This window comes from Yersinia canariae, from assembly GCF_009831415.1.
GTDB classification, from domain to species: domain Bacteria; phylum Pseudomonadota; class Gammaproteobacteria; order Enterobacterales; family Enterobacteriaceae; genus Yersinia; species Yersinia canariae.
The window spans coordinates 4,657,589-4,674,800 of record NZ_CP043727.1; the positions used below are offsets into that span (position 1 = coordinate 4,657,589).

Consider the following 17,212-nt stretch of genomic DNA (forward strand, 5'->3'; position numbering starts at 1 on the left):
AGCGATATAAAAAACCCTAACGCAAAATACTGGCGTTATATTATTCCCCGCTATTCATCCGTGACCGGTTGGCCCCCGATTACGGCAGGCCGAACTCTTTTAAATAAGGTAACAAATTCACATTATTAAACATGTTACTTAATTTCAATACGACGTGGTTTTAAACTCTCTGGTACTAGTCGCTCAAGATCGATATATAACAAGCCATTGACCAGGTTGGCACCTTTAATTTTAATGTGCTCAGCCAACTGGAATTTACGCTCGAAGTTTCGTTCAGCGATACCTTGATACAGATAAGTCTTCTGCGCAGGTTCACTGGCATGAGAACCACGAATAATCAACAGGTTATCCTGTGTGACGATGTCCAGATCCTGCTCTGCAAATCCTGCCACCGCGATCGCAATGCGGTAGTTATTTTCGTCAACTAACTCGACGTTATAAGGAGGATAACCGCCATTAGTTTGATTTTGGCCGGATTCTAATAGATTGAATAACCGGTCGAAACCGATAGCTGAACGATACAATGGTGCAAGCTCGGAATTACGCATAAAAACTGCCTCCTAAATATATTAGCAAGGGTGTTATCATATTTTTCATTAAGCTTTCCACTCTGGACAAGCTCCTGGTCTGAATACCCTATCGGCGTATTCTCTCTGACCTGATAATAAAATGGGACCGGTCTTTTCCTTTTCAAGAGCAAAATTAAAAAAAATTCACGAGAAAAATCCCAATCAGATATTTATTAGTCTAATTATTCGATAAATGTGCTGTTATAACTTACACTTAGCCTACGTTGCGCCACAAGATTGAATCTTTGACCATAGGAACTGTCTGTAAGGTGGTGTAAAAATCATGTCAAAACCTGACACTGATAGCACGTTAATCACTGTAACTTGTGACTCCCCGGTATGATGAGAGCTGAATAAAACAATGAAAAATACAGTTATCCCTTTTGTTACCGGCTGTTCGCTGCTGTTGTCCGGCGGCTGTTCCAGTATTATGACCCACACCAGCAGCAGTCAGGGCTATTACTCCGGTACTGAGGCCAATGTGGCGATGCTCAAAGATGATAATACCGGTTGGGCATTGCGGCCCCTGCTCGCCGTGGATCTGCCATTCTCCGCGGTAATGGACACCTTGCTCCTGCCCTATGATTACTTGCGCTCGGGCAACGAAGATAAAGTCGCCAGTTCCCCACGTGAGCGTATCCGCCAGTCCGAAGCGCAAAACACGTCGGCCCCCCATTCTGCTGACGCGCCAATACAATGAATTAGCCTACATTTACGGTAAAGATTTGAGCTAACCCGTCGATTTCCTGCATAAAGGCAATTTTAGCGCCATCAGGCGAAAACACCACTGCGTCTGCCAGTGGTGCGACAGCAGTGCGGGCGGTCAATCGCTGTAACTGGCCGGTGGTACTATCACACTGCATCACACTGTTATCACACACAAATGCCAGGCTGTGCCCCTGTGGATGCCAGCTAAATGCCGACTGAATCCCCCACTCACTGGTTGTCAGTTGCCGTGGCTCACCGCCATTGGGTGAAACCAGCCACAGCTGCACCACACCATTATCATCTTTCATTAAGCAAGCAATGGCACTGCCATCAGGTGAGGTGCGCAACCAATGGCGCGGGCTGGTCGCAAGGCCCGGAAAACGCCGGTCAGCGGTGAAGGTTATCCGCCGTTGGCTGATACCTGCGGGTGGTGCGGGCAGTGTGGTTTGAGTGCCCTCCAGTGGCTCAACCCCGGCATGGGCATAATCCCGATCATGCTCTGGTAAATCAACAAGATAGATTTCTGGGATTTTCTCGCCTTGTGCCGAAAGTGTATCGCCAATAAATGCCAATGCCCAACGTTGGCGAGTGCCGTCAGCCTTCAAATAGCCCTGATTGCCCACCCACCCCTCTTCATAAGCACGGTTTATTTGGTCACTCCCCGCTTGTGGTGTGGGAGTAGTTCGAGTCACTAATACACAAAAATGGCTGCCATCATATTCACGTGGATGTTGTTTAGGCGGATTCACACCATGCAGAGGTATAGCTACGCCGACATTACGGCAATCCAACGCGGGATTTTGCTCGTGCAGCACATGGTCATTATAGGTAAAACTCAGACGGCTACCGTCAGGGCTAAAAACATGCACATGAGTGCCTCCGCGCAAAGCGCCGGGAGTGTATGGTGCCGTGATATCCATGGCATCCAATGTTACCGCCAGTTCCCTGTCCGGTTCAGTGACAATGACACCTCGCCGGTGATGGAAATCATAATGCCAGTGACTATCGGGGTGTTCCGGGCCATGGATAAACACATAACGCGCCGGCTGGTCAGGGCTCACCGTGACCACTCCAACATGAGCACCATGCTGAGCACGATAAATAACCTCAATATCACCGGTTATACAATTAACCCTCTCAATCGTTAACCCACTAAATGTACTGCCATTAGGCCGCGCATCATAAGCCAGCCATTGGCTATCCGGTGTCCAAACATTGATATTAGTGAGCTGATGGCCTCTTGGGGCGAAGGTGAGTTGCTGTTCTTGTAAGGCCATACGGACTCCGGTCGCGATTATGCTGACTATGATTCATACGCTGAATTATATCAGCCCGATTTCCTATTACTGCAAAACTACTGGGTAATAAATCATGGTGTTTTAGAAAAAAAAGTCTAATATGGATTTTTTATTCTAAATTAAAATTTCCTATGCTTAGCCGATACCAGCCCATCGCCGATGCGATAGCCACACTTTTCTCACCTTATGCGGAAGTGGCCCTCCACGATTTAGCCAGCCAAAAACTGGTTTATATCGCGAATAACTATTCACAGCGGGAATTGGGGGAAGACTCCAACCTAAGTGACCTGCAATTTGATCAGCATTCACAGGTGATTGGCCCTTACCAAAAGCGCAACTGGGATGGTCGCCAACTGCGCTCCATCAGCACAGTGCTGCGAGATGACAATAAACAACCTGTCGGGCTGCTGTGTATCAATCTGGACATTACCGTCTTTGAAAGTGCCAAAGCGGCACTGGATCTGCTCTTGTCAGGGCATCAATTACAGCCGCAGCCTGAAGTGCTATTCCAGGATGATTGGCAGGAGCGAATCAATACCTACACTCACCACTGGCTGCAACAGCAACAGCTCACACTGGCGACACTGAGTAATATTGACCGCCGAAAATTGATTGAAGCGCTTTATCAGCAGGGGGCATTTAACGGCAAAAATGCCGCGGGTTATGTTGCCAAGATCCTTAACATTGGCCGAGCAACCGTTTACAACCATCTGAAAAATATAAAAAAATCATAAAATTCAAAGGAACCGATATGAATACTTTATTCGATGCAATCAAAGAGGCCCACCAAGTATTACGCCCGCAAGTAAGAGTGACACCACTGGAATACAGCCCATTACTGTCCCAGCACAGCGGTTGCGAAATCTATCTCAAATGTGAGCATCTACAGCACACCGGTTCTTTTAAATTTCGCGGAGCCAGTAACAAACTGCGCTTATTAACTGACGAACAGCGCCTGCGGGGGGTTATCACCGCCTCCACCGGTAACCACGGCCAAGCTATGGCGCTGGCGGGGAAATTGGCGGGGGTGAAATCCACCATTTTTGCACCTGAGCAAGCTGCGGCCATCAAACTGGAAGCCATTCGCGCGCTGGGTGGAGAGGTTGAATTGGTTCCAGGGGATGCATTAAACGCAGAACTGGCAGCTGATAGCGCCGCACAACAGCAGGGCAAAATCTATATTTCCCCTTATAACGATAGGCAAATTATTGCCGGGCAAGGGACGTGTGGCATGGAGATGGTTGAACAGCAGCCGGATCTCGATGCCGTCTTTGTTGCCGTCGGCGGAGGTGGACTGATTTCCGGTATTGCGACAGTGCTGAAGAAGCTCTCTGACAAAACTCAGATTATTGGTTGTTGGCCTGCAAATGCCACCAGCATGTATACCAGCCTGGAAAACGGGCAAATTCAGGAAGTCGCCGAGCAAGAGACTCTATCTGATGGCACTGCCGGTGGCGTTGAACCAGGGGCGATTACCTTCGCGCTTTGCCAGCAATTAATCGATCAGAAAGTGTTGGTAAGTGAACAGGAAATAAAAGATGCCATGCGTTTAATTGCCCACACTGACCGCTGGATGATTGAAGGTGCCGCAGGTGTGGCCCTGGCCGCAGCACTAAAATTGGCCCCTCACTGGCAAGGTAAAAAGGTGGCCGTCGTGCTGTGCGGGAAAAATATCGTACTGGAAAAATACCTGGGAGCAGTCAGCAAATGATTATTTTGAATAAGCAGCAGATTCTCGACAAGTTCGATGCTGATGCCATCACATTGCTACTAAAAGAAGGGTTTATCGCGTTTAGTCAAAAACAAGTGCAAATGCCGCCAGTACAACATTTGCTGTTTGAGCAAGCGAACGGTGATTGCTGTATTAAAAGTGGTTATTTGCAGGGCGACAGTCAGTTTGTGGTGAAGGTTTCAGGCGGTTTTTATAATAATCCGGCCCAAGGGCTGGCCAGTAATCAGGGGCTGATGATGGCGTTTTCCGCCCAGACCGGTGAACCACAAGCCATATTGCTCGATGAAGGCTGGCTCACTGCCCTGCGTACTGCATTGGCCGGGCGCATTGTGGCCGAACTTTGCGCGCCAACTCACATCAGCACCATCGGTATCGTCGGTACAGGTATGCAAGCACGGCTGCATCTGATGTATCTGAAAAGTGTGATTTCATGCCGACAGCTATGGGTTTGGGGCCGCAGTGAAACCGCATTAGAGGAATACCGGCAATATGCTGAAGAGGAAGGTTTTGCGGTCAATACCACCTTGGATGCTGCGGAGTTAGGCCGTCAATGTCAGTTTATTGTGACCACGACGCCCAGCCGAGAAGCTATTTTACAAGCTGCAGATATTCAGCCCGGCACTCACATTACTGCGGTTGGCGCTGATGGGGCAGGTAAACACGAACTGGCCGCAGAGCTTGTGGCGAAAGCTGGCAAAATTCTGGTGGACTCATGGGCGCAATGCACTGAATTTGGTGAAGTTTCTCAGGCATTTCAGTTAGGCCTGTTAGACTATCATGCTTTCACGGAGGTCGGTTCTGCGTTAACGTCAGGAGGCTCTTTTAGGGATAATGATCAACAGATTACGCTGGCCGATTTAACCGGGTTGGGGATTCAGGATGTGCAGATTGTTAAGGGAATTTTAAGACAATAAAAAGCAGGCCTTTAGATTTTTTCTGGGGTTTTGAGTGCTAGCCGCAGGTGAAGGAGGGCGACTTACCCTCCTTTTTGGTTGAGGCTGCGGTCAACAGGTAATCACCGAACGAATATCAACCGAACCAATCCCCAAAGTAATCAATCAAAGCACATATTTCTCAATTGCCGTCGCCACACCATCTTCGCTATTAGTGCCCGTCACAAACTGCGCAATTTCTTTCAGTTCAGGAATAGCATTCCCCATTGCCACGCCCACACCGGCGTAATTAATCATAGCAATATCATTGCCCTGGTCACCCAGCGCCATAATGTTTTCCTGCGCAATGCCCAGATGATCAGCTAGCATTTTAACCCCAGTTCCCTTATCAACTCGTTTACTCAGAATTTCCAGGTAGAAAGGGGCACTTTTCATGATAGTAAAACGCTCAAAAGCTTCAGCTGGCATCAACTCTAATGCGCGGTCCAGCTTTTCTGGCTCATCAATCATCATCACTTTCGGGAAGCGCAATGTGGGGTCCATCTCTTCTACCGCTCGGTATTTCAATGGGATACCGGTCAGGAGGACTTCATGCAGAGTATATTTACTGATGTCTTTGTTAGCCGTATATAAAGTATCAAAATCAAAAGCTTGGAAACTGACGCCCATTTCGCGCGATAAAGCTTCGAAATAAAGATAATCTTCGAAATTGAGAGTTTCCTGTAAAATACACTCCCCCGTGGCAGCTTTTTGTACTAATGCACCGTTATTACTGATGCAATAATCACCACTATTTTCCATGTTCAGTTCACGTAAATAACGTTGGACCCCGATATAAGGCCGCCCCGTGGCCAATACCACGCAAACCCCTTTCGCCCGGGCGGCATCAATGGCCTGCTTTACCCGTGGGGTGATTTCATGCTGCGTATTCAGCAACGTGCCGTCCATATCAATAGCGATTAATTCAATAGCCATAGGTCCTCACATTTATCTAACCAATACTCCATGCTAACGCGATTCAGCGTTCGAATGCTACTAAGTCAGCGCGCCGCACAAATGCCAATAAGGTGATATTCCGCAAGACTCAATTATCAGATAAAAAAAAGCCCAGAAGCAGTTTCCTACTCTGGGCTTTTCTATCTGATCTATAAATTATCGAATCAATAGCTTATCTGATTAGATATCGATATTCGCTGCACGCAACGCGTTCTCTTCGATAAAGGCACGGCGAGGTTCAACCGCATCACCCATCAGGGTAGTGAATAGTTGGTCAGCAGCAATAGCATCTTTCACCATCACCCGCAGCATGCGGCGGCCTTCTGGATCCATCGTGGTTTCCCACAATTGCTCTGGGTTCATTTCACCCAAACCTTTATAACGCTGGATTGCCAGACCACGGCGTGACTCTTTAACTAACCAGTCCAGCGCATCTTCGAAGCTTGAAACCGGTACGCGGCGCTCGCCACGTTCAACAAAGGCACCGTCTTCAATTAAGCCGCGCAACTTATCGCCCAATAGACAAATCTTACGATATTCACCACCGTGGATGAAATCGAAGTCCAGATCATAATCGGTATCAACCCCGTGAGTACGAATCCGCAATACCGGCTCGAACAACTGACGTTCACGGTTTTCACGTACTACAGCACTGTAGCTGCTGCCGTGTTGCTCTTTTTCATTGAGCAAGGTGACCAGTGACTCAATCCACTGCGTCACAACCTCTTTATTGCTTAACTCTTCTTCTTGCAGTGTCGGCTGATAAATCAAGTTATTCAGCAAAGCACGCGGATAACGACGTTCCATACGAGCGATGGTTTTCTGGACACTGTAATGTTCAGTAACCAATCTCTCTAATGGCTCACCAGACAGTGCCGGCGCATGTTCATTGATGTGCAGCGCCGCCCCATCCAATGCTAATGTCATCTGGTACTGTTCCATCGCGTCATCATCTTTGATGTATTGCTCTTGTTTGCCTTTCTTCACTTTATACAATGGCGGTTGAGCGATATAGACATGACCACGCTCAATAATTTCCGGCATCTGGCGGTAGAAGAACGTCAGCAACAAGGTGCGGATGTGAGAACCATCCACGTCGGCATCGGTCATGATAATGATGCTGTGGTAGCGCAGTTTGTCCGGATTGTATTCATCCCGACCAATACCACAACCCAGCGCAGTAATCAGCGTAGCCACTTCTTGTGAAGAAAGCATTTTATCAAAGCGCGCTTTCTCAACGTTCAGGATTTTACCTTTCAACGGCAAAATGGCCTGATTTTTACGGTTACGGCCTTGTTTAGCGGAGCCGCCCGCAGAGTCCCCTTCCACTAAGTAGAGTTCGGACAATGCCGGGTCACGTTCCTGACAGTCAGCCAACTTACCTGGCAAACCGCCTAAATCCAACGCCCCTTTACGGCGGGTCATTTCACGCGCTTTACGCGCAGCTTCACGAGCACGGGCCGCATCAATGATTTTGCCCACAACGATTTTGGCGTCAGTTGGGTTTTCCAGCAAATACTCAACCAGCTTTTCATTCATCAGCGTTTCGACCGCCGTTTTCACCTCAGAAGAAACCAGTTTATCTTTGGTTTGTGAGGAGAATTTAGGGTCTGGCACTTTCACTGAAACCACAGCAATCAAGCCTTCACGGGCATCATCACCGGTGGCACTGATTTTTGCTTTTTTACTGTAGCCTTCTTTATCCATGTAGCTGTTCAGGGTACGAGTCATTGCCGTACGGAACCCAACTAAGTGAGTCCCCCCATCGCGCTGTGGAATGTTGTTGGTGAAACAGTAAATATTTTCTTGGAAACCGTCGTTCCACTGCAATGCCACTTCGACACCAATGTCATCTTTCATGGTGGAGAAATAGAACACTTTCGGGTGGATCGGGTTTTTGTTTTTGTTCAGATACTCAACAAACGCTTTAATACCGCCTTCGTAATGGAAGTGGTCTTCTTTGTCGTTACGCTTGTCTTTCAGTTTGATTGAAACCCCGGAGTTCAGGAACGACAGCTCGCGCAGACGTTTAGCCAGAATTTCATACTGGAATTCAGTGTTATTAGTGAAAGTCTGGAAACTCGGCCAGAAACGTACGGTAGTCCCGGTCTGGTCGGTTTCACCCACCACTTTCAATGGTGCCTGCGGCACACCCATTTTGTAAGTCTGCTCGTGAACTTTACCTTCACGGCGAATCACTAATTCCAGTTTTTCAGACAGGGCGTTAACAACGGACACACCTACGCCGTGCAAGCCGCCGGAAACTTTGTAAGAGTTATCGTCAAATTTACCGCCAGCATGCAACACGGTCATGATGACCTCTGCGGCCGATACCCCTTCCTCGTCATGCATACCGGTTGGGATACCACGGCCATCATCCTGTACGGAAACTGAGTTATCCGAATGGATGGTCACCACAATTTCTTTACAGTGGCCAGCGAGGGCTTCGTCGATAGCGTTGTCCACAACCTCGAATACCATGTGGTGCAGACCGGTACCGTCATCAGTATCACCGATATACATGCCCGGACGCTTACGAACCGCATCCAGCCCTTTTAATACCTTGATACTTGAGGAGTCATAAGTATTCGACATCAACGTTTCTCGCTCATTTTTAATCCTGTGGTTGAACCTCTATTTTGCCATGTTCCACGCGGAACATCTTGCCCTTTTCGCCTACCATGTCAGCCACTTGTTCAGCACTCACTGCGCTGACAAAAACCTGTGCCTGGGTAGCTTTTAAACGCTCGGCCAATAAACGACGACGGCCGGTGTCTAATTCGGAAGCAAAATCGTCAAGCAGATACAGGCAACGCCGCCCGCTCTGTCGGGTGAGAAACTCACCCTGCGCTAACCGCAGTGCGCACATCAGCAGTTTTAGCTGACCACGCGATAGCAAATCTTCTACCGGCGTACCATCAGCCCGAATGCGAAAATCCGCTTTATGTGGACCGACGGCGGTATAGGTTAGCGCTCTGTCACGCTCAAACTGGCGTTCCAGCAACTCACCATAGTCACTCTCTTTATCCCAGCCACGCTGGAAAGAGAAACTCAGGGCGAACTCTGGCAGGAACAGGGCGCATGTAGCTGAAATATCAGCCGCAATTGCGTCACTGTATGCCGCCCGCCACTCACTAATTCGCTCCGCCAGCGGGATAATTTCCTGATCCCAGGCCCGGATTTGCGAATAGCGACTAACCTGGCGCAGCGCGGCGTTGCGCTGCTTAAGTAACCTTTTCAGATTGCTCCAGGCCATAAAAAAACCGGGTTCATTATGAAAGCAACCCCAGTCCAAAAAAGCGCGCCGGAATTTTGGCCCGCCATTCAATAAGGTAAACCCCTCAGGGGTAATCAACTGCATTGGCAGCAATTGTGCCAATTCAGCCACTTTATGACCATCCGTGCCATCAATGCGCACTTTGGTATCACCCTGCCGACTTTTGCTCAATCCCACGGAAGATTCACGCTCATTAGCATCAACCCGACCATGTAATATAAACTCGGCACATTCATGACGAATCACGCGACCGGCCTGCAAACTACGGAAAGCACGGCCATGCCCAAGGGTATAAATTGCCTCCAACACACTGGTTTTACCGCTACCGTTGGGGCCAACCAGAAAATTAAACCCCGACGCCAGTGCCAAGTCTGCCGATTCGATATTTCGAAAATCTTTAATTAGTAAACGCGTCAGAGCCATGAAACTGCTTCTTATTCTTGTATCCCTGACCTCGGGCGTAATTGTCGCAGACAGATTGGGTGCGGACAGCGCACAGCAACCGGAGCGTACTTCAGTACGTGAGGATGGCGAGTACTCTCCAATCCCAAGCTGGCAAGTAAAATAGCCCGCTATAGATCACAGACGCATTGGCATGACAACATAGGCCGCTGCTTGACTGGCACCATCTTCAATCTGCACGCTGGAGACCGAGTCAGTCAGTAACAGACTCACATCTTCGCACTTGAGCGCATTCAGTACATCAAGCACATAACTGACGTTGAAACCGATCTCCATTTCTGCCCCATCGTAGCTAACATCGAGGATCTCTTCCGCTTCTTCCTGTTCAGGGTTATTAGCGGTTATCTTAAGCTGGTTCTGGCTAACATACAGCCGTACACCACGAAACTTCTCATTAGACAAAATGGCAGCACGAGCAAAGGCCTGTTTCAGCAAATCACAGCTTGCTTTCAATGTTTTGTCTGGGTTCTTCGGCAATACACGGCGATAATCTGGGAAACGGCCATCAACCAGTTTAGAGGTGAAAATGAAATCACCGACGTGTGCGCGGATATTGTTACTGCCGATTTGCAGGCGTAACGGCGTATCACCACCATCCAGCAGACGCACCAACTCCATCACCCCTTTACGCGGCACAATCACCGAATGTGACGGTAATGTCTGCCCAATTGGCATAGCGCAAACCGCCAACCGGTGACCATCTGTGGCGACGGTACGTAACTCTTCGCCTTCGGTCTCAAACAGCATGCCGTTCAAGTAATAGCGCACATCCTGATGAGCCATTGAGAACTGAGTAGACTCAATCAGACGCTTCAGGGTTGCCTGCGGTAAAGTGAATTCAACTTCACTTTGCCAGTCATCCAGATTCGGGAAATCTGCTGCAGGTAATGTAGACAGTGAGAAGCGGCTGCGGCCAGAACGCACCAACAGGCGATCGCCATCTAACGCGACAGTAATTTCCGCACCTTCCGGCAAACCACGCCAGATATCAAAAAACTTCCGGGCAGGCACCGTGGTTGCGCCTTGCTCATGCGGCTGAGATAGCGCCACGCGCGCCACCATCTCCATTTCCAGATCAGTACCGGTCAGCAGCAAAGAGCCTTCCGTGACTTGCAGCAACAAGTTACCCAAGATTGGCAACGTAGGACGTCCACCCAGCGGGCTACTGACCTGTTGCAGCGGTTTTAGCAGATGCTCACGTTCAATGATAAATTTCATAGCGCTAGGAGGATAATGTTCTGATTAAGTTAGAGAAATCTTCTTTGATGTCGTGACTTTCTTCGCGCAATTGTTCAATCTTGCGGCAAGCATGCAACACCGTAGTATGGTCGCGGCCACCAAACGCATCGCCGATTTCAGGCAGGCTGTGGTTGGTTAACTCTTTCGCCAGCGCCATCGCCATTTGGCGCGGACGGGCGACCGAACGGGAACGCCGTTTCGAGAGCAGGTCAGCGACCTTAATTTTATAATATTCTGCGACAGTCTTTTGAATATTATCGATAGTAACCAGCTTTTCTTGCAATGCCAGTAAGTCGCGCAGCGCTTCGCGAACAAAATCGATGGTAATTGCCCGGCCAGTAAAATTGGCATTGGCGATCACACGATTTAATGCCCCTTCCAACTCACGAACATTGGAACGCAGGCGCTTGGCGATAAAAAACGCAACCTCGCCCGGCAAGCGAATATCATTTTCATCCGCTTTCTTCATCAAAATCGCGACACGGGTTTCCAGTTCCGGCGGCTCAATCGCCACCGTCAGGCCCCAACCAAATCGCGATTTCAAACGATCTTCTACCCCATTAATTTCTTTTGGATAGCGATCAGAGGTCAGAATGATCTGCTGATTACCTTCCAGCAAGGCATTAAAGGTGTGGAAAAATTCTTCCTGAGAACGCTCTTTATTGGCAAAGAACTGAATATCATCGATTAATAATGCATCAACCGAACGATAATAGCGTTTAAACTCTTCTATTGCGTTGTTCTGCAAGGCTTTAACCATATCTTGCACAAAACGCTCAGAATGCATGTAAACCACTTTGGCATTGGCTTTACGTGCCATGATGCCATTTCCAACAGCATGTAACAGGTGAGTTTTACCTAAACCTGTGCCGCCATAAAGAAATAATGGGTTATAAGCGCCACCCGGGTTATCCGCAACCTGGCGTGCAGCAGCACGAGCCAATTGGTTCGATTTACCTTCAACGAAGTTATCAAATGTGTGCTTAGGGTTCACATTCGAACGATAAGAAAGTTCAGGTTGGGCGGGCGAACTGTCCCAACTCGGGCGCACAGGTGCACTACGGATAACCGGAGCAACAGGCGCGCTAACGCTGGCTGTAACTGGATGACTGTGTGCTCTTACCGCAGGTTTACTCCCTACTTCAAAACGCAGTAAAGGAACCTCGCTGCCACAGAAATCATTAAGCAATCCATTGATATTGTTTAAGTATTTATCACGGACCCAGTCCAGTACAAAACGATTAGGGGCGTAAAGCGCCAGAGTATTGTCACTCAGTTCCGCCTGTAGGGGGCGTATCCACATACTAAATTCTGTGGCAGGTAACTCATCCTGCAATCGGGCAAGACACTGCTGCCAAAGCGAAAGTGACACGGCGGACTCCACTCGAACAAGATCAATAAAAGAAAGAAATCAGGATTTTTTGTAACTCATCGTTTTTGACACACGCCAATATGGCCTGTAGCAAGCCAAAGTGACATGCGAACCGTTTTTCGGTTGTTTTTACGACTGCATCCCCCCACGATCCCGGAGTAGTGATCTCAGAGTAGTGGATGCGATCGGAATGGCGGATCATAGCGCAAAAGGAGCAATAGATCCTCCCCTTCCTCACAGATTAGATCCTTTTTATCCACAGGCCATAACTTCTGTTGAGAGTGTAACCTAGCGCACAGCTTTTCGTGCCCCTCATCATCCACGATCCCAAAATATTTCGGAATATACTGGTATGACTTTCCCCTTTTCCAGAAGCTGATCCTCATTAATCTACAAAGGATCTCACTGCGATCCTTGCGATTTACCCGGGAGTCCGTATAATCCTCAGCCCTACGTGTGATGCCTGTTCTCTTGATGGCCTCGGCCAAAAAGAAACCAGCGGTGAACACGGACAGGCTCTTGGTAAACTCCCGATACAGAAAACTTCTGTGCGGGCGTGCGCAATGTCAATTGACTCAGGACTGTACAATTATTACAATCCCGCTTCTTTATATGTTGCGATTGAGGCGTCGGTGTCTTCACTCCGAGCAGCCAAACGCGTTTACTGAATCAGTAATTATTTTAAGTTTAGGTAGAAATCGCTATGAAACGCACTTTCCAACCGTCCGTATTGAAGCGCAACCGTAGCCACGGTTTCCGTGCTCGTATGGCCACCAAAAATGGTCGTCAAGTTCTGGCTCGCCGTCGTGCGAAAAGCCGTTCTCGTCTGACTGTTTCTAAGTAATAAAAGCTAACCATCTAAGTGGTTAAGCTAGCATTTCCTAGGGAGTTACGTTTGTTAACTCCCAGTCATTTCACTTTTGTCTTCCAGCAGCCACAACGGGCTGGCACGCCGCAAATCACCATCCTCGGCCGCCTGAACGAGCTGGGGCATCCCCGCATCGGTCTTACCGTCGCCAAAAAACATGTCAAACGTGCTCATGAACGTAATCGGATCAAGCGCTTAACCCGCGAAAGCTTCCGGTTGCATCAGCATACGTTACCGTCTATGGATTTTGTCGTTTTGGTGAAAAAGGGTGTGGCTGACCTCGATAACCGTGCGTTGACGGAAGCTTTGGAAAAATTATGGCGTCGCCACTGTCGCCAGGCTCCCGCATCCTGATCGGGCTAATCAGGGGCTATCAGCTCGTGATAAGTCCGCTGTTGGGGCCGCGTTGTCGTTTCCATCCGACGTGCTCTCATTACGGAATTGAGGCATTGAGCCGGTTTGGTATGATAAAAGGCAGTTGGTTAACACTGAAACGCGTATTAAAATGCCACCCTTTGAACCCAGGTGGCGATGATCCCGTGCCGCCGAAACCCGACGATAACAGAGAACACTAACGATGGATTCGCAACGCAATCTTCTACTCATCGCTCTGCTGTTCGTGTCTTTCATGATCTGGCAAGCTTGGCAAGTGGACAACAATCCACAACCAACTGCTCAGACCACGCAACAGACTGCGAATACTGCTACCGGTGATAAAGCAAGCCAGGCCGTGCCAGCCAGTGGTCAGGGTCAACTGATTACTGTAAAAACTGATGTGCTGTCTCTGACCATTAATACCCGTGGCGGTGACATCGAGCAGGCAAACCTGCTGGCTTACCCGGATGCTCTGGGTTCAGATAAAACTTTCGAATTACTGGAAACCACCCCTGCGTTCATTTATCAGGCACAAAGCGGCCTGACAGGTAAAAGCGGCCCGGACAATCCAGCTAACGGCGAGCGCCCACTGTTCGAAGTGCCACAAACCAGCTTTGTATTAGCTGATGGCCAGGACGAGTTGCGCATTCCTTTGACCTTCACCGGCAAAGATGGCTCCGTTTTCACCAAGACTTTTGTGCTGAAACGTAATGACTACGCCATTGGCGTGGATTATCACGTTAAAAACGCCTCTGCTGCCCCGCTGGAGTTGACGCTGTTCGGTCAATTAAAGCAAAGCATCAACTTACCTAAACACCGTGATACCGGCAGCAATAACTTCGCGCTGCATACTTATCGTGGCGCGGCTTACTCTTCTGATGAAACTAAATATAAAAAATATAGCTTTAGTGATATCGAAGATAAAAGCTTGGATATCACCACTAAAGGCGGCTGGGTTGCTATGTTGCAGCAGTATTTTGCAACCGCGTGGATCCCAACGGCTAACGAAACCAACACTTTCTACTCCGCTGATTTAGGTAACGGCTTGGCTGCCATTGGCTTCAAAGGCGCGCCAGTTGTTATTCAACCGGGTGAGCAGAAACAACTGGGTGCAACCTTGTGGGTTGGCCCGGAAATTCAGGACAAAATGGCGGCCATCGCGCCACATCTGGACCTGACAGTTGATTATGGTTGGTTATGGTTTATTTCTCAGCCACTGTTCAAACTGCTGAAATTCATTCACAGCTTTGTCGGAAACTGGGGCTTCTCCATCATTGTTATCACCTTTATCGTGCGCGGTATCATGTACCCGCTGACAAAGGCGCAATATACTTCGATGGCGAAAATGCGTTTGCTGCAGCCTAAACTGGCCGCCATGCGTGAGCGTATCGGCGACGATAAGCAGCGTATGAGTCAGGAAATGATGGCGCTGTACAAAGCTGAGAAGGTTAATCCGCTGGGTGGCTGCTTACCGTTGGTCATTCAGATGCCAATCTTCCTGGCGTTGTACTACATGTTGATGAGTTCAGTTGAGTTGCGCCATGCGCCATTCATCTTGTGGATTCATGACCTGTCAGCACAAGACCCGTACTACATTCTGCCGATTCTGATGGGTATCACCATGTATTTCATTCAGAAAATGTCACCGACGACCGTGACTGACCCGATGCAGCAGAAAATCATGACCTTTATGCCGGTCATCTTCACTGTGTTCTTCCTGTGGTTCCCGGCTGGTCTGGTACTGTACTATATCGTCAGTAACTTGGTGACCATCCTGCAACAACAGTTGATTTATCGTGGTCTGGAAAAACGTGGTTTACACAGCCGCGACAAGAAAAAATAATCCACAACGATAATCATAAGTATTAAAGGGCGGTCAATATGACCGCCTTATTCTTTTTATAGAAACCTGATTTACACTGTCAGGTTTGTGCAAAAATAATAGGTTAAAGAGAGATATAACCATGAGCACCACTGATACTATCGTGGCACAAGCAACACCGCCAGGCCGTGGTGGCGTTGGTATTTTACGTGTTTCAGGTCGTGCCGCCGCTGCCGTCGCGCAGGCCGTGTTGGGTAAATTACCCAAACCGCGCTATGCCGATTATTTGCCGTTTAAAGATGTTGATGGCAGCACATTGGACCAAGGTATCGCTCTCTACTTTCCCGGCCCGAACTCCTTTACTGGCGAGGACGTGTTGGAACTGCAAGGCCATGGCGGCCCTGTCATACTGGATTTACTATTAAAACGCATTCTGGCCCTGCCAGGGTTGCGCATTGCCCGTCCAGGTGAATTCTCCGAGCGCGCATTTCTCAATGACAAACTGGATTTAGCACAAGCCGAAGCTATTGCTGACTTAATTGACGCCAGTTCAGAGCAAGCAGCTCGCTCAGCAGTGAATTCATTACAGGGCGCATTTTCTGTTCGAATCCATCAATTGGTGGAAGCACTTACTCACTTGCGAATCTACGTCGAAGCTGCAATTGACTTCCCTGATGAGGAAATTGATTTCCTGTCTGATGGTAAAATTGAAGCTCAATTGAATGGAGTCATGGCAGATTTAGAGCAAGTGCGCACGGAAGCCCGACAAGGTAGCTTGCTGCGTGAAGGGATGAAAGTGGTCATTGCTGGCCGCCCTAATGCGGGTAAATCCAGTCTACTCAATGCCTTAGCGGGTCGCGAGGCGGCAATTGTAACTGATATTGCCGGCACTACCCGTGATGTATTGCGGGAACATATTCATATCGATGGGATGCCATTGCATATCATTGATACCGCCGGTTTACGCGAAGCCAGTGACGAAGTTGAGCGCATTGGTATCGAGCGGGCGTGGCATGAGATTGAACAAGCCGACCGAGTGCTGTTTATGGTTGATGGCACCACCACGAATGCTACGGAGCCGGCCGCTATCTGGCCTGAGTTTATGGCGAGGTTGCCGTCTACACTCCCCATCACCGTGGTGCGTAATAAAGCCGACATCACAGGCGAAACCTTAGGTCTGACCGAAGTGAATGGTCACTCACTAATTCGCTTGTCAGCCCGAACGGGTGAAGGTATTGACCTGCTGCGTAACCATCTCAAGCAGAGTATGGGCTTTACCAGTAACACCGAAGGCGGTTTCTTGGCTCGCCGCCGTCATTTGCAAGCGCTGGAAACTGCCGCACAGCATTTGGTACAAGGTCATGAACAGTTAGTAAGCGCTTACGCCGGTGAATTACTGGCAGAAGAATTGCGGTTAGCACAACAGTCGTTGAGTGAAATTACCGGTGAATTTAGCTCCGATGACTTACTGGGGCGGATTTTCTCCAGTTTTTGTATCGGAAAATGAGTGTGATGCCATAGAGGCATTTTGATAAGCTTGCTCTATGAGTCTGAGCCCTCCATCAATCTGAACTGAGTACGGCTCAAACACTTAACTATAT

At 48.8% G+C, this 17,212-nt stretch carries 17 protein-coding genes; 10 read left to right on the forward strand and 7 right to left on the reverse strand.

Annotation, left to right across the window (positions count from 1 at the left end; all coding sequences use genetic code 11):
- Positions 1 to 134: 134 nt before the first annotated feature.
- A complete protein-coding gene (gene ibpA, locus F0T03_RS21225; protein WP_159680558.1) occupies positions 135 to 548 on the reverse strand; it encodes a small heat shock chaperone IbpA in 414 nt (137 codons plus the stop codon).
- A 382-nt stretch (positions 549 to 930) separates the two neighbouring features.
- Here ibpA and F0T03_RS21230 point away from each other — a divergent pair, with 382 nt between their 5' ends.
- Positions 931 to 1,269: a YceK/YidQ family lipoprotein gene (locus F0T03_RS21230; protein ID WP_159680560.1), complete on the forward strand. Its 339-nt coding sequence runs from the start codon at positions 931 to 933 to the stop codon at positions 1,267 to 1,269.
- Between the two features lies 1 nt (position 1,270).
- Here the strand turns inward: F0T03_RS21230 and F0T03_RS21235 are convergent, their stop codons facing one another.
- On the reverse strand, positions 1,271 to 2,554 hold the full coding sequence (locus tag F0T03_RS21235; protein WP_159680562.1) for a YidR family protein: 1,284 nt from the start codon (positions 2,552 to 2,554) through the stop codon (positions 1,271 to 1,273).
- Positions 2,555 to 2,706: 152 nt separating this feature from the next.
- Between F0T03_RS21235 and F0T03_RS21240 the strand changes: the two genes are divergently transcribed.
- Genes F0T03_RS21240 through F0T03_RS21250 form a run of 3 tightly spaced genes read left to right on the forward strand, consistent with a single transcriptional unit; the run spans position 2,707 to position 5,221 of the window.
- Complete coding sequence (locus F0T03_RS21240; RefSeq protein ID WP_145555314.1) at positions 2,707 to 3,309, forward strand: helix-turn-helix transcriptional regulator; 603 nt, start codon at positions 2,707 to 2,709, stop codon at positions 3,307 to 3,309.
- 17 nt (positions 3,310 to 3,326) lie between these two features.
- The gene (locus F0T03_RS21245) at positions 3,327 to 4,286 is read left to right on the forward strand and encodes a threonine/serine dehydratase (RefSeq protein WP_145555315.1); all 960 of its coding nucleotides are present in this window, start codon (positions 3,327 to 3,329) and stop codon (positions 4,284 to 4,286) included.
- Positions 4,283 to 5,221 carry an ornithine cyclodeaminase family protein gene (locus tag F0T03_RS21250; protein ID WP_159680564.1) on the forward strand — a complete coding sequence of 313 codons (939 nt, stop codon included), beginning with the start codon at positions 4,283 to 4,285 and terminating at the stop codon, positions 5,219 to 5,221. The genes F0T03_RS21245 and F0T03_RS21250 overlap by 4 nt, the downstream gene beginning before the upstream one ends.
- A 144-nt stretch (positions 5,222 to 5,365) precedes the next feature.
- On the opposite strand, the gene yidA is transcribed toward F0T03_RS21250, so the two are convergent.
- The 3 genes from yidA to recF all read right to left on the reverse strand — a co-directional run bounded on the left by yidA (position 5,366) and on the right by recF (position 9,896).
- Positions 5,366 to 6,175: a sugar-phosphatase gene (yidA, locus tag F0T03_RS21255; protein WP_159680566.1), complete on the reverse strand. Its 810-nt coding sequence runs from the start codon at positions 6,173 to 6,175 to the stop codon at positions 5,366 to 5,368.
- A gap of 201 nt (positions 6,176 to 6,376) precedes the next feature.
- On the reverse strand, positions 6,377 to 8,791 hold the full coding sequence (gyrB, locus tag F0T03_RS21260) for a DNA topoisomerase (ATP-hydrolyzing) subunit B (protein WP_145555318.1): 2,415 nt from the start codon (positions 8,789 to 8,791) through the stop codon (positions 6,377 to 6,379).
- 19 nt (positions 8,792 to 8,810) lie between these two features.
- Positions 8,811 to 9,896 carry a DNA replication/repair protein RecF gene (gene recF, locus F0T03_RS21265; protein ID WP_145555319.1) on the reverse strand — a complete coding sequence of 362 codons (1,086 nt, stop codon included), beginning with the start codon at positions 9,894 to 9,896 and terminating at the stop codon, positions 8,811 to 8,813.
- Here recF and F0T03_RS21270 point away from each other — a divergent pair.
- Complete coding sequence (locus tag F0T03_RS21270) at positions 9,895 to 10,041, forward strand: hypothetical protein (protein ID WP_159680568.1); 147 nt, start codon at positions 9,895 to 9,897, stop codon at positions 10,039 to 10,041. The genes recF and F0T03_RS21270 overlap by 2 nt on opposite strands.
- An 11-nt stretch (positions 10,042 to 10,052) precedes the next feature.
- Here F0T03_RS21270 and dnaN read toward each other — a convergent pair whose 3' ends face one another.
- A complete protein-coding gene (gene dnaN / locus F0T03_RS21275; protein ID WP_038637668.1) occupies positions 10,053 to 11,153 on the reverse strand; it encodes a DNA polymerase III subunit beta in 1,101 nt (366 codons plus the stop codon).
- Positions 11,154 to 11,157: 4 nt separating this feature from the next.
- Positions 11,158 to 12,546 carry a chromosomal replication initiator protein DnaA gene (gene dnaA / locus F0T03_RS21280; protein ID WP_145555320.1) on the reverse strand — a complete coding sequence of 463 codons (1,389 nt, stop codon included), beginning with the start codon at positions 12,544 to 12,546 and terminating at the stop codon, positions 11,158 to 11,160.
- Positions 12,547 to 13,249: 703 nt separating this feature from the next.
- On the opposite strand from dnaA, the gene rpmH reads away from it, so the two are divergent.
- The 5 genes from rpmH to mnmE all read left to right on the forward strand — a co-directional run bounded on the left by rpmH (position 13,250) and on the right by mnmE (position 17,118).
- Positions 13,250 to 13,390 (forward strand): 50S ribosomal protein L34, encoded by a 141-nt coding sequence (gene rpmH / locus F0T03_RS21295; RefSeq protein WP_002220736.1) that lies wholly within the window; start codon positions 13,250 to 13,252, stop codon positions 13,388 to 13,390.
- A gap of 18 nt (positions 13,391 to 13,408) precedes the next feature.
- Positions 13,409 to 13,768, forward strand: a complete 360-nt coding sequence (gene rnpA, locus F0T03_RS21300; RefSeq protein ID WP_025380108.1) for a ribonuclease P protein component — start codon at positions 13,409 to 13,411, stop codon at positions 13,766 to 13,768.
- Complete coding sequence (yidD, locus tag F0T03_RS21305; protein WP_005161103.1) at positions 13,732 to 13,989, forward strand: membrane protein insertion efficiency factor YidD; 258 nt, start codon at positions 13,732 to 13,734, stop codon at positions 13,987 to 13,989. The genes rnpA and yidD overlap by 37 nt, the downstream gene beginning before the upstream one ends.
- Positions 13,990 to 13,991: 2 nt before the next feature.
- Positions 13,992 to 15,632, forward strand: coding sequence for a membrane protein insertase YidC (gene yidC, locus F0T03_RS21310; RefSeq protein ID WP_145555322.1), 1,641 nt, complete (start codon positions 13,992 to 13,994; stop codon positions 15,630 to 15,632).
- Positions 15,633 to 15,753: 121 nt separating this feature from the next.
- Positions 15,754 to 17,118, forward strand: a complete 1,365-nt coding sequence (mnmE, locus tag F0T03_RS21315) for a tRNA uridine-5-carboxymethylaminomethyl(34) synthesis GTPase MnmE (RefSeq protein ID WP_145555323.1) — start codon at positions 15,754 to 15,756, stop codon at positions 17,116 to 17,118.
- Positions 17,119 to 17,212: the final 94 nt, after the last annotated feature.

Coding starts and splice junctions, on each gene's coding strand:
- rpmH (WP_002220736.1), top strand. CDS start 13,250: ATGAAACGCACTTTCCAACCGTCCGTATTGAAGCGCAACCGTAGCCAC.
- dnaN (WP_038637668.1), bottom strand. CDS start 11,153: ATGAAATTTATCATTGAACGTGAGCATCTGCTAAAACCGCTGCAACAG.
- gyrB (WP_145555318.1), bottom strand. CDS start 8,791: ATGTCGAATACTTATGACTCCTCAAGTATCAAGGTATTAAAAGGGCTG.
- yidD (WP_005161103.1), top strand. CDS start 13,732: ATGGCGTCGCCACTGTCGCCAGGCTCCCGCATCCTGATCGGGCTAATC.
- F0T03_RS21235 (WP_159680562.1), bottom strand. CDS start 2,554: ATGGCCTTACAAGAACAGCAACTCACCTTCGCCCCAAGAGGCCATCAG.
- mnmE (WP_145555323.1), top strand. CDS start 15,754: ATGAGCACCACTGATACTATCGTGGCACAAGCAACACCGCCAGGCCGT.
- F0T03_RS21230 (WP_159680560.1), top strand. CDS start 931: ATGAAAAATACAGTTATCCCTTTTGTTACCGGCTGTTCGCTGCTGTTG.
- F0T03_RS21240 (WP_145555314.1), top strand. CDS start 2,707: ATGCTTAGCCGATACCAGCCCATCGCCGATGCGATAGCCACACTTTTC.
- yidA (WP_159680566.1), bottom strand. CDS start 6,175: ATGGCTATTGAATTAATCGCTATTGATATGGACGGCACGTTGCTGAAT.
- F0T03_RS21245 (WP_145555315.1), top strand. CDS start 3,327: ATGAATACTTTATTCGATGCAATCAAAGAGGCCCACCAAGTATTACGC.
- yidC (WP_145555322.1), top strand. CDS start 13,992: ATGGATTCGCAACGCAATCTTCTACTCATCGCTCTGCTGTTCGTGTCT.
- recF (WP_145555319.1), bottom strand. CDS start 9,896: ATGGCTCTGACGCGTTTACTAATTAAAGATTTTCGAAATATCGAATCG.
- F0T03_RS21270 (WP_159680568.1), top strand. CDS start 9,895: ATGAAACTGCTTCTTATTCTTGTATCCCTGACCTCGGGCGTAATTGTC.
- ibpA (WP_159680558.1), bottom strand. CDS start 548: ATGCGTAATTCCGAGCTTGCACCATTGTATCGTTCAGCTATCGGTTTC.
- F0T03_RS21250 (WP_159680564.1), top strand. CDS start 4,283: ATGATTATTTTGAATAAGCAGCAGATTCTCGACAAGTTCGATGCTGAT.